The sequence below is a fragment of the Desulfocurvus vexinensis DSM 17965 genome, assembly GCF_000519125.1.
In the GTDB taxonomy this organism is placed as follows: domain Bacteria; phylum Desulfobacterota; class Desulfovibrionia; order Desulfovibrionales; family Desulfovibrionaceae; genus Desulfocurvus; species Desulfocurvus vexinensis.
This window is the reverse complement of record NZ_JAEX01000002.1, coordinates 293,361-306,989: the sequence shown is the minus strand read 5'-3', so window position 1 is coordinate 306,989 and position 13,629 is coordinate 293,361. Positions and strand designations below refer to the sequence as shown.

Annotated in this window: 13 protein-coding genes; 11 read left to right on the top strand and 2 right to left on the bottom strand. The window is 73.8% G+C overall.

Annotation, left to right across the window (positions count from 1 at the left end; translation table 11 throughout):
- Positions 1 to 43: 43 nt before the first annotated feature.
- The 11 genes from G495_RS0104360 (at position 44) to G495_RS0104310 (ending at position 10,971) form a co-directional block, all read left to right on the top strand.
- On the top strand, positions 44 to 730 hold the full coding sequence (locus G495_RS0104360; protein ID WP_156939573.1) for an HD domain-containing protein: 687 nt from the start codon (positions 44 to 46) through the stop codon (positions 728 to 730).
- Complete coding sequence (locus G495_RS0104355; RefSeq protein ID WP_028586792.1) at positions 687 to 1,604, top strand: D-alanine--D-alanine ligase family protein; 918 nt, start codon at positions 687 to 689, stop codon at positions 1,602 to 1,604. Before G495_RS0104360 ends, G495_RS0104355 begins: the two co-directional genes overlap by 44 nt.
- 3 nt (positions 1,605 to 1,607) lie before the next feature.
- On the top strand, positions 1,608 to 2,894 hold the full coding sequence (locus tag G495_RS0104350) for a 3-deoxy-D-manno-octulosonic acid transferase (RefSeq protein ID WP_051445058.1): 1,287 nt from the start codon (positions 1,608 to 1,610) through the stop codon (positions 2,892 to 2,894).
- Between the two features lie 6 nt (positions 2,895 to 2,900).
- Positions 2,901 to 3,644, top strand: coding sequence for a 3-deoxy-manno-octulosonate cytidylyltransferase (gene kdsB / locus G495_RS0104345; protein WP_028586790.1), 744 nt, complete (start codon positions 2,901 to 2,903; stop codon positions 3,642 to 3,644).
- Positions 3,644 to 4,771 (top strand): glutamine-hydrolyzing carbamoyl-phosphate synthase small subunit, encoded by a 1,128-nt coding sequence (gene carA / locus G495_RS0104340; RefSeq protein WP_028586789.1) that lies wholly within the window; start codon positions 3,644 to 3,646, stop codon positions 4,769 to 4,771. The genes kdsB and carA overlap by 1 nt, the downstream gene beginning before the upstream one ends.
- Before the next feature lie 102 nt (positions 4,772 to 4,873).
- Entirely contained in the window at positions 4,874 to 5,692 is an 819-nt protein-coding gene (locus tag G495_RS0104335) for a tetratricopeptide repeat protein (RefSeq protein WP_028586788.1), read from the top strand.
- Positions 5,693 to 5,879: 187 nt separating this feature from the next.
- On the top strand, positions 5,880 to 7,301 hold the full coding sequence (locus tag G495_RS17620; RefSeq protein ID WP_051445057.1) for an FAD-binding protein: 1,422 nt from the start codon (positions 5,880 to 5,882) through the stop codon (positions 7,299 to 7,301).
- A gap of 29 nt (positions 7,302 to 7,330) precedes the next feature.
- Positions 7,331 to 7,945 carry a winged helix-turn-helix domain-containing protein gene (locus G495_RS0104325; protein ID WP_028586787.1) on the top strand — a complete coding sequence of 205 codons (615 nt, stop codon included), beginning with the start codon at positions 7,331 to 7,333 and terminating at the stop codon, positions 7,943 to 7,945.
- The gene (locus tag G495_RS0104320; protein ID WP_028586786.1) at positions 7,942 to 9,030 is read left to right on the top strand and encodes an N-acetylneuraminate synthase family protein; all 1,089 of its coding nucleotides are present in this window, start codon (positions 7,942 to 7,944) and stop codon (positions 9,028 to 9,030) included. Before G495_RS0104325 ends, G495_RS0104320 begins: the two co-directional genes overlap by 4 nt.
- A complete protein-coding gene (locus G495_RS0104315) occupies positions 9,027 to 10,010 on the top strand; it encodes a hypothetical protein (RefSeq protein ID WP_028586785.1) in 984 nt (327 codons plus the stop codon). Before G495_RS0104320 ends, G495_RS0104315 begins: the two co-directional genes overlap by 4 nt.
- Positions 10,003 to 10,971: a glycosyltransferase family 2 protein gene (locus G495_RS0104310; protein ID WP_169734349.1), complete on the top strand. Its 969-nt coding sequence runs from the start codon at positions 10,003 to 10,005 to the stop codon at positions 10,969 to 10,971. The genes G495_RS0104315 and G495_RS0104310 overlap by 8 nt, the downstream gene beginning before the upstream one ends.
- Here G495_RS0104310 and G495_RS17615 read toward each other — a convergent pair.
- Both G495_RS17615 and galE read right to left on the bottom strand, forming a co-directional pair.
- Complete coding sequence (locus G495_RS17615; RefSeq protein WP_051445056.1) at positions 10,923 to 12,617, bottom strand: glycosyltransferase; 1,695 nt, start codon at positions 12,615 to 12,617, stop codon at positions 10,923 to 10,925. The two genes, G495_RS0104310 and G495_RS17615, sit on opposite strands and share 49 nt — an antisense overlap.
- 28 nt (positions 12,618 to 12,645) lie before the next feature.
- Positions 12,646 to 13,629, bottom strand: coding sequence for a UDP-glucose 4-epimerase GalE (gene galE, locus G495_RS0104300; protein WP_028586783.1), 984 nt, complete (start codon positions 13,627 to 13,629; stop codon positions 12,646 to 12,648).

Below are 13,629 nucleotides of genomic sequence, written 5' to 3'. Positions count from 1 at the left end.
GGCGCGCCCGGCGTGCCCCCACAAGCCCCGGACCACGCGACGCATGACCCCCCAGCCCCAGCACGCCGCCCCCACAGGCCCCGCAGCCCGCCCCCACGGCGAACGGGCCGCGCAGGACCCGGCCCTGCTGGCTCCGGCCCTGCCCCCGGACCCCACGGAATTTCCCGTGCCGTCGGACGCCGAGTGCCGGGCCCACTGGGACCGCTGCGCCATGCCCGCGCACATCCGCGCCCACAGCGCCCTGGTGGGCGAGATCGCCTGGTCGCTGGCCGCGCGCGCCGAGGAGCGCGGCGTCATCGCCCCGGGCTGGGCCCGGGCCGTGCGCGCCTCGGGCCTCTTGCACGACCTGGCCAAATTCTACTGCGTGCAGCACGGCGGCGACCACGCCCAGCTCGGCGCAGCCTGGGTGCTGGCCTGCACGGGCAACCCGGCCCTGGCCCAGGGCGTGATGCACCACGTCTGGTGGCCCTACCCCATAGACCCCGCGCGTTATTTCCTGCCCCTGGCCGTACAGTACGCCGACAAGCGCGTGCGCCACGACACCGTGGTGTCCCTGGGCGCGCGCTATGCGGACCTCTTTGAACGCTACGGCAGAAACGAGACGGCCCGCGAGCGCATCGACGCCGCCTTCCGCCAGGGCCGGGCCGTGGAACACACCCTGAGCGAACTCCTGGAGGTCAAGCTCCATGCGTGTCCTTTTGATAGCGGGCGGCTGGTCGCCCGAACGTGAAGTCTCCCTGTCGGGAGCGCGGGGCATCCGCCGCTCCCTGGCCCGCCTGGGCCACGAGGTGGCGGACCTCGACCCCGTGGCGGACCTGGGCGGCCTGCTGGACGCCGCCCGCCGGGCCGACTTCGCCTTCATCAACCTGCACGGCGCCCCCGGCGAGGACGGGCTCATCCAGGCCATGCTCGACGTGGCGGGCTGCCCCTACCAGGGCTCGGGCCCGGCGGGCTCCTATCTGGCGCTGAACAAGAACGCCTCCAAGGCCGTCTTCCGCGACCGGGGCCTGCCCACGCCGGACTGGGAATTCGTCCCGCGCGACCCCGGGCCGGACTTCGCGCCCCGGCTGCCCTACCCCCTGTTCGCCAAGCCCAACACCGGCGGCTCCAGCGTCTGCGCCACCCGCGTGCGCGGCGGGGACGAGCTGCCCGCCGCCCTGGGGGCCATCTTCGCCTCGGGCTGCGAGGCCCTGCTGGAGCCCTACCTGCCCGGCGACGAGCTGACCTGCGGCGTGCTGGGCGACGAGGCCCTGCCCCTGGTGGCCATCCGCCCGGCGGGCGACGCCCCGTTCTTCGACTACGCCAGCAAGTACGAGGTCGGGCGCTGCGAGGAGATCTGCCCCGCGCCCGTGCCCCGGGAGCTCAGCGAGGAAATCCAGGCCATCACCCTGGCGGCCCACCGGGCCCTGGGCCTGTCCGGCTACAGCCGGGCGGATTTCCTGGTCCGCGACGGCAAGCCCCTGCTGCTGGAGATCAACACCCTGCCGGGCATGACGCCCACAAGCCTCCTGCCCCAGGAGGCCGCCGCCGTGGGCCTGGACTTCGACGCCCTCATCGCCCGGCTCATGGAGCTCGGGCTGGCGCGCGCGCGCGGGGAGGCCTGAGCCATGGGCCTGACCGGCAAATGCAAGGCCCTGCTCGGGCTGTACGACCTGCTCTGGCCCGTGGCCATCCCCGCCCTGTGGCTGGCCCCGCGCCTGCGCGAGGGCTTTTCCGAACGCCTGCTGCGCAACGCGCCCGACGGCTTCGTGGACGTGTGGATGCAGGCCGCCTCGGGCGGCGAGGCCTACCTGGTGCGCGAGCTGGCCCTGGCCCTGCCGCAGGCCCTGCCCGAAGAGCGGCCCCTGCGCATCCTGGCCACCACCAACACCAGCCAGGGCCGCGAGGTGCTTGCGCGCGCCGCCGCCGAGGTGGCCGAGCTGCGCCCCGGGGTCAGCCTCATTCCCGCCTACTGCCCCTTTGACCAGCCCGCCATCATGGCCCGGGCCATGGAGCACGCCAGCCCCCGGGTGCTGGTGCTCCTGGAGACGGAAATCTGGCCCGGGATGCTGGCCGCCGCGCGCGAATTCGACGTGCCCGTGATGCTGGTCAACGCGCGCATGAACACCCGCAGCCTGGCGGGCTATCTGTGCGCGGGGGCCCTCTTGCGCCAGCTCGCGCCCGAGCACGTCCTGGCCGTGTCCGACGACGCGGCCCTGCGCTTCTCCATCCTCTTCGGGGCCTCGCGGGTGGAGCGCATGCACAACATCAAGTTCGACCGCTTCCCGGCGCAGCCGCCCCGGGAGCCCGAGGGCGGGCCCGTGCGGGCGGTCATGGGCGACGGCACGCCCTGGGCCGTGTGGGCCTCGGTGCGCCAGCAGGAGGAGCCCGACGTGCTGGCCGCCCTGCGCGAGGTCCGCGCCGCCGAGCCCGGGGCCAGCCAGGCCGTCTTCCCGCGCCACATGCACAGGCTCGACTTTTGGCGCCAGGCGTTGTATGAGGCCGGGCTGTCGCCAATCATGCGCTCGGCCCTCGCGGCAGCGCCCGCGCCCGGCTCGGTGGTGGTGTGGGACACCTTCGGGGAGCTGGCCGGGGCCTACGAGTTCTGCACTGCGGCCTTCGTGGGCGGCAGCCTGCGCCCGCTGGGCGGGCAGAACTTCCTCGAACCCCTGGGCCACGGCGTGGTGCCCGCCATCGGCCCGCACTGGTCGAACTTCGCCTGGGTGGGCCGCGAAATCGTGGACCAGGGTCTGGTCATGGAAGTGCACGGCCCCCGGGAGCTGGCCCAGGCCATGCTCGGGGCCCTGCGCCGCCCCGCGGCGCGCGACGACGTGCGCGCCAGGGTCGCGGCCTACGTGGACGGCCGCCGGGGCGGAACCCGGCAGGCCGCCGAACGCATCGCAAGCTACCTCTAGAACGCCATGCCGCAACTGCCGCCCTGCTACGGAATCATCCCCGCGCGCTACGAATCGTCGCGCTTTCCGGGCAAGCCCCTGGCCGATATCCTGGGGCGGCCCATGTTCTGGCACGTCTATCAGCGCGCCATCCAGTGCCCGCTGCTGGGCCGCGTGGTCCTGGCCACCGACGACCACCGCATCTACAACGCCGCCTGCCGCTACAACGTGCCCGTGGTCATGACCGGGGCCGACCACGCCAGCGGCACCGACCGCGTGCTGGAGGCCGCCGAGCAGCTGGGCCTGCCCCAGGACGCCGTGGTGGCCAACATCCAGGGCGACGAGCCCCTGCTGGCCCCGGAAATGCTCACCGAGCTGCTGGAGCCCTTCGCCGACCCGGCCATGCGCGTGACCACCCTGGCCGCGCGCATCGACGCCGCCCAGGCCGCCAGCCCCGATCAGGTCAAGGTGGTCTGGACGAAGCGCGGCGGAGCCTTATATTTTTCCCGGGCGCCCATCCCGTACGACCGCGACGGCGTGCCCGGGGCCTTCTGGGGCCATGTGGGCCTGTACGCCTTCCGCATGGAGGCCCTGCGGCGCTTCGTGGCCCTGGGCCCCAGCGAGCTGGAAACGCGCGAGCGCCTGGAGCAATTGCGCCTGCTGGAAAACGACATCCCCATCTACGTGGTGCCCACCACCCACCGCACCTGCGGCGTGGACCGGCCCGAAGACGTGGACAAAGTCATAGCGAGACTCTCGGAGAACGCCTGATGAAAGCATTCCTGGCACTGGAAGACGGTACCTTTTTCGAGGGCCTCTCCTTCACCGGCAAGGGCAACGCCCAGGGCGAGGCCATCTTCAACACCGGCATGAGCGGCTATCAGGAAGTGCTCACCGACCCGTCCTACGCGGGCCAGATGGTGTGCATGACCTACCCGCTCATCGGCAACTACGGCGTGAACCTCGACGACGTGGAATCCAGCCGGGTGTGGGTCGAGGCCTTCATCGTCAAGGAATGCTGCAAGGCGCCCAGCAACTGGCGCGCGAACAAGAGCCTGCCCGATTACCTGGCCGAGCACGGCGTCATGGGCATCGAGGGCATCGACACCCGCGCGCTCACGCGCCATCTGCGCATCCACGGCGCCCAGCGCGCCGTCATCAGCACCGACGACGCCACCCCCGCCGAGCTGGTGGAGCGCGCCCGGGCCATCCCGTCCATGGAAGGCCAGGACCTGGCCTCGCGCGTCTCGCCCGCCGAGCCGTACGTCTGGACCGGCACCCAGCCCGCCCCGGCCGCCATCACGGACGGCAGGCACCAGTGGCGCGGCACCGGGCCCAAGGTCGTGGTCTACGATTTCGGCATCAAGTGGAACATCCTGCGCCTGCTGGCGGAGCAGGGCTTCGACATCCTGGCGGTGCCCGCCGGAACGTCCGCGGCCCAGGTCAAGGCCCTGGCGCCCGACGCGGTGTTTCTCTCCAACGGCCCCGGCGACCCGGCGGCCATCGAGGGCGTGGTGGAGGCCGTGGCCGAGCTGGCGGAGCGCTACCCCACGGCGGGCATCTGCCTGGGCCACCAGATCCTCGGCCTGGCCCTGGGCGGCAGGACCTACAAGCTCAAGTTCGGCCACCACGGCCTGAACCACCCGGTCAAGGACCTGACCACCGGGCGCATCGAAATTTCCTCGCAGAACCACGGTTTCTGCGTGGACATCGCCAGCCTGAAGGACGTGGAGATCACCCACGTGAACCTGAACGACCAGACCCTGGAAGGCTTCCACCATACCAAGAAGCCCATCCTGGCCATCCAGCACCACCCCGAGGCCAGCCCCGGGCCCCACGACAGCCGCTACTTCTTCCACCGCTTCCGGGAGATGGTCCGCCAGCACGCAGGCATCTAGACTTTACGCCCCGAAAGAGGCAATACTCCTGGCACTGCATTGCCGGGCCGTGAGCGGACGCGGCCCGCGCAACGCCGCCAAACAGCGGGAGGGGCACACTGCATGTCCAGCGAGCTCATCAAAGCCAGGTCAAAAATATCCAGCATCAAGAGCTACCTGAAGCAGGACAAGCTCTTCCCGGCCATTGTTTCCCTGCACGAAGCCATCGGCATCATCGTGCGCACCCCGCTCATCAAGCACGAAAAGGACGAGTTCGCCCGCAGCCTGGACAGCGCCCTGGATCTGTTGAACAACGACCCGGGGTTCCGCAAGATCTGCCCCATGGTCCTCAAGCACACCGAGGGCCAGGAAAAGGAGCTGCTGACCACCCTCAAGGAGCTGCTGGACGACCTGCAGGGCTCGGCCGTGGCCGAGGCCCAGCAGATGCTCCAGGCCCTGGATGACACCAAGCGCCTGCAACTGGCCCGGGGCGGGGAGCTGCTGGCCCAGGGCAAGATCAAGGACGCCAAGTTCGTCTTCAACAAGCTCGTCCTGCAATTCCCCGACGACACGGACCTCAAGTACGAGATCTCGGAGCTGTTCCTGCGCCACGAGCGCAACAAGGAAGCCCTGCAATGGCTCACCGAGGCCCTCAAGGACTTCCCCGAGTCCGCCCACCTCTACAACCGCGTGGGCATGGTCCTGCGCAAGATGGGCGAGTTCGAGATGAGCGAGAAGTACTATATGAAGGCCGTGCGCCTTTCCAAGGACGACGCGGGCCTGTTCTTCAACATCGGCAGGCTGTACATCGACTGGGAGCGCTGGGAAAAGGTGGACGAAATGGCCACCCGCGCCCTGGAGATCAACGACAGATTCACCGAGGCCCGCAAGATGCGCGCCTTCGCCACCAAGAAGCTCAAGAAGACCGAAGAGCAGGCCTGATTCCGCCCGCGCCGCCGCCACAGACGGGACGAAGGGAGCCCGGGGCGGGGCCGGCCCCCTGACGCAGCATGCTGTCCCTGTTGCGTGAACCGGCAGCCCGGGGCGGAAGCCCGGCCCCTGCGCCGGTTCCGGCCCCGGCCCGGCGGGCCGACGCGTTTTCCCCCACCCCAGCCCTGCGTGAGGCCCCATGCCCGACCAGCCCCTGCGTTGCGACGTGCTCGTGCTCGGGGCCGGGCTGGCGGGCCTGCGCGCCGCCTGGGCCGCCGCCGAGGCCGCGCCCGGCGCGCGGGTGCTGCTGGCCGCGCCCCTGGCCGGGCCCTCGGGCTCGGCCCTGGCCAACGTCAACGCCCGCCTGGGCGTGCTGGCCCCGCCCGCCGACGCCCAGCGCGAGGCCCTGGCGGCGCGCATCCTGGCCCTGGCCGCCCCGGGCCGGGCCGATCCCGCCCTCGTTGCCGCCCTGCTGGAAGACGCCCCCGCGCGGGTGGCCGAGCTGGCCGCCCTGGGCGTGCCCATGGAGCGCACGCAGGGCGGCGCCCTGCGCCTGCACCCGGCCTGCTTCGCCCAGGACCACGCCTGCGCCGCCCTGCTCACCGAGCTGCCCCGGGCCCATGCCCTGCTGGCGGCCCGCGCCCGGGCCCTGGGCGCGGCAACACTGCCCGGGCTGGCCGCCACGCGGCTGCTTGCGGGCCCGGACGGCGCGGCCTGCGGGGCCCTGCTCACGCGCTTGGCCGACGGCGCACCCGTGGCCGTGGCGGCCCGGGCCGTGGTCGCCGCCCTGGGCGGCCCGGCGGGGCTGTTCGGCGCCACCCTGGCCGGGCCCGGGAGCCTGGGCCTGGGCCCGGGGCTGCTGGACGGCACCGGGGCGGCCCTGGCCCACTGCGGCTGCGTGCAGTTTTTCTGGAGCGAGGTGCCCGGCGGGGCGTTCTTCCGCGTCCACACCCTGGCCGCGCCCGGGGCCGGGCTGCGCGGGCCGGGCGGCGCCGTGCGGCCCCTGCCGCCGGAACTGGCGGCCCACGCGGCCGCGCGCGCCACGCACTGCCCGGCCTCCTGGGGCCTGCCCGACGCGGCCCTGGACCGCTTCCTGGCCGCCCGCCTGGACGAGGCCGGAACCCTGGCCGTGGCCCTGGCCGATGGCCGGGCCACGCGCATCGCGCCCTGGGCCCACAGCGGCAACGGCGGCGCCCTGGTGAACCCGCACGGCGCCACCACGGTGCCGGGGCTGTTCGCCGCCGGGGAGTGCGCCACGGGCATGCACGGCGCCGACCGCGTGGGCGGGGCCATGGTCGCCGCCGCCCTGGTCTTCGGGGCCCGGGCCGGGGCCAGGGCCGCGCGCCACGCCCTGGCCGCCGCGCCCCTGCCGGATAAAATGTTCACCGACTTAATGAACAACCCCAGGGAAAAACCTGCCCCCGGGGCCCGCACCGCGCGACCCGCCGCCGCGCCCCTGCCCGCAGACGCCCCGGGTGCGCTGCTGACTGGCGACACTCATTATATTGAAATAATAAAGCAAAATACTCTCATCGCCCTGATGGAATCCCCCTCGCCCCTGGAGGAGGCGGCCCTGCGTTCGGCTTTGACTGTGGTGCGCGATTTGCATACGATCGATTGACCACTGAACGATTTGCCGGGAGGTCCGCCATGCTGCCCCACCAGGGCCGGTTCGTCCGGCCCAGCACCGCCCAGCGCACCCTGACCTTGCTCGAAGCCCTGGCCGAGGCGCCGGACCTGTCCCAGTCCGTGCTGGGCGAGCGCGCGGGTCTGTCTCCGGCCATGGTCAACACCTACCTGCGCGACTTCCAGACCCAGGGGCTCGTCGAGGCCCGCCCGGTCAACGGCAAGAGCTTCCGCTACGAGCTGACGCCCCGGGGCGAAGGCGAACGCCGCGCCCTGCTGGGCGACTACTGCGCCGAAATCGTGCGCAGCTACACGGCCATCAAGGCCCTGGTGCGCGCCAAGCTGGCACGGCTGGAAACCGCCGGGCACACGCGCCTGGCCCTGTGGGGCGCGTCGGAAACCTGCGAGGTCGTCCTCGCGGCCCTGGGCGCCACGGGCCTGACGGTGCTGGCGCTGCTCGACAGCGACCCCGCCAAGCACGGCACCGTGCTCGGCGGGCATCCCATCCTGCCGCCCGAGGTATTGCCCGGCCTGCGCTGCGACGCCGTGGTCATCACCTCCTTCGGGCGCGGCGACGACATCGAGGCCCGCCTGCGGGCCATGCCCGGCGCCGCCGGGGTGGAGGTGGTCCGGCTATGAACGCGCAACGCCCCGTGCGCCTGGCCTCGGGCCGGGCCATCGGCCCCGGGCAGCCCTGCTTCCTGGTGGCCGAAATCGGCAACAACCACCAGGGCGACGAGGCCACGGCCCGGCGGATGATCGAGGCCGCCGCCGCCGCCGGGGCCGACGCCGTGAAATTCCAGAAACGCGACGTGCGCGCCCTGCTGACCCGCGCCGGGCGCCAGGCGCCCTACACGGGGCCCAACAGCTTCGGCCCGACCTACGGCGCCCACCGCCAGGCCCTGGAGCTGCCCCAGGACGCCCTGGCCCGGCTCAAGGCCCGCGCCGAGGCCCTGGGCCTGGTCTTCTTCGCCTCGGCCTGGGACGCGCCGAGCCTGGACGCCCTGGCCGCCCTGGGCGTGGAGCTGCTCAAGATCGCCTCGGCGGACCTGCCGACCCTGCCACTCTTGCGCCGCGCCGGGGCCCTGGGGCTGCCCGTGGCGCTGTCCACGGGCATGAGCACCATGGACGAGATCGCCGTGGCCGTGGCCGAGCTGCGGGCTGCGGGCACGCCGCTCATCCTGCTGCACTGCAACTCCTCGTACCCCTGCCCGCCCGAGGACGCCGCCTTGCCCGTGCTGCCCGCCCTGGCCCGGCGCTTCGGGCTGCCCGTGGGCTATTCCGGCCACGAGGCCGGGCTGGCCCCCAGCCTGGGCGCCGTGGCCCTGGGCGCCTGCATGGTCGAGCGCCACTTCACCCTGGACCGCGCCCTGCCCGGCACGGACCACCAGGCCTCCCTGGACCCCGAGGGTTTCGCGCAACTGGCGGGCATGGTCCGCGAGCTGGAAGCCGCCCTGCGCGTGCGCCGCAAGACCGTGACCCCCGCCGAGCGCGCCACGGCGGCCAAGCTGCGCAAGAGCGTGGTGGCCGCGCGGCCCCTGGCCCCGGGCACGGTGCTCACCCCCGCCGACCTGGCCGTGAAGTGCCCGGGCACGGGCCTGTCGCCCCTGCACTGGGACGCGCTGCCCGGGCGCGTGCTGCTGTGCGCCCTGGAAGCCGACGAGCCCCTGGCCTGGGACGACCTGGCCCCGGCCCGGGCCGCCGGGGCCGGAGGCGGCACGTGAACATCCTGATGATCGCCGTCAACGACCCGGCGGGCACGGCCAGCGGCCTGGCCGACGCCCTGAACCGCCTGACGGCGCACCGCTGCCGCGTGGCGACCCTGGAAACGCGCTACAACCACGGCTGGCGCAAGGACCTGCACCTGCCGGACCTGGACGAGGCCGGGCTGGCCGAGCTGGAGGCCGCCCTGCGCGGGGCCGATGTGTTCCATTTCCACATGACCGCCGACGAACACCTGCGCCTGGGGCCCTTCCTCCCGGCGGATTTCCTGCGCGGCAAGCTGGTGGTCCACCACCACCACGGGCACCCCGACTTCCGGGCCCACCCCGAAAAATACCGCGCGCGCTACGCCCGGCGGGGCCGGCGCAACCTGCTGGTCTCCACGCCGGACCTGTTGCGCCTGCTGCCCGAGGCGCGCTGGCAGCCCAACGCCGTGCCCGAGCACGCCCCGGCCTACCGGCCCCCGGCCCGGCGCCCCCCCGAGCCGCCCCGGGTGGCCCACGCGCCCACGCGCAAGGAGCTGAAGAACACCGCCGACCTGCTGGCCGTGGTGGCCGAACTGCGCGCGGACGGGCTGGACCTGGAGCTCGAACTCATCGACGACGCGCCCCACGCCGAATGCCTGCGCCGCAAGGCCCGCTGCCACATGGCCTTCGACCACATGCAGGGCTACTACGGCATGAGCAGCCTGGAATCCCTGGCCCAGGGCGTGCCCGTGGTGGCGGGGCTGGACGACTGGTGCGCCGGGCACATGCGCGCCTTCGCCGGACGCGCCGAGCTGCCGTGGATCGTGGCCCGCGACCGGAGCGAACTGCGCGCGGCCCTGGCCCGGCTGGCGCGCGACCCCGAGGCCCGCGAGGCCGCCGGACGCGCCGCGCGCCGCTTCATGGAAGAGTGCTGGTCCGAGGCGCGGGTGGTGGCGCTGCTGGACAACTTCTACGCCGGGCTGCGCCCCGACCATGCGGGGGCAGGCCGTGCGTAGCGCGCTGCACCCCACGGGGCTGGCCCTGGTGGTGCCCTGCCGCGACTGCGCCGCGTTCATCGGCCCCTGCCTGGACTCGGTGCTGGCCCAGGACTGGCCCCACTGGCGGCTGCTGGTGGCCGACGACGCCTCCACCGACGGCACGCAGCGCGCCGTGCGGCCCTACCTGGACGACCCGCGCATCACCTGGCGCAGCCTGCCCGCGCGCGGCGGACTCATGGCCAACACCCGGGAGGCCCTGGCCCGGCTGGCCCCGGCCCCGGCGGAGGTGGTGGCCGTCCTCGACGGCGACGACACCCTGCTGCCCGGGGCCCTGGCGCGGCTCATGGAGGAACACGCGCGCGGGTTCGACGTGGTCTGGACGGACATGGAGATCGAAGGCCTCGCGGGCTCCACGGGCCGGGCCCTGCTGCCCGGGGTGCCCGTGCGCCAGCAGCTGTGGTGCCTGTCGCAACTGCGCAGCTTCAAGGGCTACCTGCTGCGCGGGCTGCCGCCCGCCTGCCTGTGCGACCCCACGGGCCAGCCCTGCCGCGCGGCGGGCGACCTGGCGCTGTATTTCGCGCTCATCGAACGCGCGGGCGCGGCCAAGGCCGCCTTCGTGCCCGAACGCCTCTACCGCTACCGCCGGCACGCGGCCAACAACTGCCGCGCCCTGCGCGCCGAGCAGCTCGCCAACAACCGCCACCTGCGCGCCCTGGCGCCCCTGCCCATGCAGACGGAATTTTTCGATTTCACCGAGACGCTGCATGACCCGGACGGCAACGCGCTGGACAAGCTCGGCCTGCGCGAGTTCGGCCAGGCCGTGCGCGCGCGCCACCCCGAGCCCTTCAGCGTGCGCGTGGCCCACGTCATTCCCCGCGCCCGGGAGGACTCCTGGCGCGCGTACCACGGGCTGTGGATCGCCCCGGGCGTCTATCTGGACGGGGTATTCGAGGACGAGGCGGGCTCCGGGGAGCCCTGAGCGGGCGGGTCCATGGCGCGCACGGTGGCGGCCAGGGCGGCCCCGCCGCGCGCGGCCAGCACGGCGTCGAAGCGCCCTCCGGCGCTCCGGGCCAGGGCGGCGTCGCGGGCCAGGGCCAGTTCCTCCAGGCCCTGGACCAGACGCATGGCCCGCAGGTTCGCCAGGCCCAGTTCCAGCCCCAGGCGCCAGTCGCCGGGCGCGCGCAGCCCGAGCCAGGAGAGCACCGACAGGCGGAACTCCGCCGCCCCGGGGTGGCGCGCGGCCACGGCGTCCAGGCGGCGCATGATTCCGGGCCGCCCGGGGGCCAGCTCGTTGGCCCACAGCAGACATTCCAGGGCCGTGCCGGGCACGGTGCGCGCGGGGTCGAAGCGCAGCCCGGGCTGCATGTCCCGCCCGGCACGCTCGCACTCCCCGGCCCAGGCCAGCAGCAGGTCCACGGGGCCCGCCCCGCCCTGGTCCCCCAGGCTCCGGGCCCGGGCGTGGGCCAGCCAGAAGGCCCGGGCCAGCTCCGCCTCTCCGGCGCGCAGGGCCGCGCCCGAGGCCGCCAGCCCCGCCTCCAGGTCGCCCGTGAAGCGGCCCTGGTCCAGGGCGGCCCGCAGCAGGCGCAGCAGTTCCCCGGTTTCGCCCGTGCGCCACAGGGTGCGCACCAGCCCGGCGAAGGCCCAGGCCTCGGCCCAGACCAGGGGCCCCAGGGCCCGCACCACGGGTCTGGCCGGGGCCTCGACCATGCCGCCCTCGGCCAGCCGCGCCACGGCGTGCCAGGCGTGGGCGTCGGCCCCGGGCCCCCGGGGCGCCGTGCCCGCCGCACGGGCGGCCAGGTCCAGGATGGCCGCGCAGCGGTGCCCGGGCAGGTGCTCGCGCTGCACGCGCTCCCAGGCCGCGCGGCCCATGGCCTCGGCCCGCCAGGGGTCGGCCAGCAGGCCCCGCGCCAGAGCGTCCAGCTCGTGGATGTCCGCGAACTCGGCCACCTCCGCCCCCGGCTCGAACAGGTGCCCCACCCCGCCCTCGGCGGCCTGGTTGAGCACCGCGCAGCCGCACGAGGCGGCCTCGAAGAGCCGGAAATTCACCTCGCTGCAAATGGCCTCGTTGGGCACGATGCGCGTATCGCAATACACGTCGAGCATGGCCTCGGTGTCCAGCCCGTCCAGGTGCGTCAGGCCGTGGCGCTGCGCCAGATGCCCGACCATGCGCCTGCGCGCGGGGCGGTCCGCCGTGACACGGGCCACGAGGCACAGGGCCCGCCCGCGCGCGGCCCAGGGCCGCCAGGGGCGCGCCGTGCCGAACCACGGCAGGCAGGCCACCCGCCCGGCGCCCAGGGCTTCCAGGCGCCGGACCCAGGGCAGTTGCGAACAGAGCACGGCGTCGAACTGCCGGGCGTAGGCGTGGTGCCACCAGGCATTGAGATGCACGTCCACGGCCCAGAAGAGCTTGGGGCAGGCCAGCTCGCCCAGGCCCATGAGGATGGTGCGCGGGGACAGGCGCTCCACTTCGAGCACCAGCTCCGGCCACGCGGCGTCCAGGCCCCGGGCCGCCAGCTCCGCGGGCAGGTTGCGCGGCCCGGGCTCCAGGGCCAGGTCCAGCACCTCGTGGCCCAGCGCCCCGAAGGTCCGGGCCATGACCCGCTGGTTGACGACGACGATGCGCATGGCGGTCAGTCCCGTGCTCCGGCGCGGCTCAGGCCCGGGTGGCGTGCCAGCGCCAGGCCGTGCCCACGATGGTGTCGATGTCCGTGAGCTGCGGGGTCCAGCCGAGCACCGCGCGGGCGCGCCCGGCGGCGGCCACCAGGGCCCCGGGGTCGCCCGCGCGGCGCGCGGCGGCCTCCCAGGGCACGGGGCGGCCCGCGGCACGCTCCACGGCGCCCAGCACCTCGCGCACGGAGTTGCCGCGCCCGGTGCCCAGGTTGAGCATCCCCGGCGCGCCGCCGCCTTCCAGATGCCCCAGGGCCAGCACATGGGCCCGGGCCAGGTCGGTGACGTGCACGTAGTCGCGCACGCAGGTGCCGTCGGGGGTCGGATAGTCGGTGCCGAAGACCCGCAGCGGCCCGCGCGTACCCAGGGCCGCGCCGATGGCCAGCGGCACGAGGTGCGTCTCGGGGTCGTGGTCCTCGCCCAGCTCGCCGTCGGGGTCGGCCCCGGCGGCGTTGAAATAGCGCAGGCTCATGTGCCGCAGCCCGTAGGCCGCGCCGTAGTCGGCCAGGATGGTCTCGATCATCAGCTTGGAGCGCCCGTAGGGGTTCACCGGGGCCTGGGGGTGGGCCTCGTCCATGGGCGCGCCGGGGGTCACGGGCTCGCCGTAGGTGGCGCAGGTGCTGGAAAAGACCACCGTGGCGCACCCGGCGCGGCGCATGGCCTCCAGCAGGGCGATGGTCCCGCCCACGTTGGTGGCGTAGTACTTGCCGGGGTCGGCCACGCTCTCGCCCACATAGGCGAAGGCCGCGAAATGCAGCACGGCCACGGGCCGGAACAACGCGAACACCGAATCCAGCAGGTCCGCGTCGCGGATGTCGCCCTCCACCAACGGGCCCCACTGCACGGCCCAGGGGTGGCCGTAGACCATGTTGTCCACGGTCACGGGCGTGTATCCGGCCCCGGCCAGGGCCTTGCAGGTGTGGCTGCCGATGTATCCGGCCCCGCCGGTAACCAGGACATGCCCGGGCAT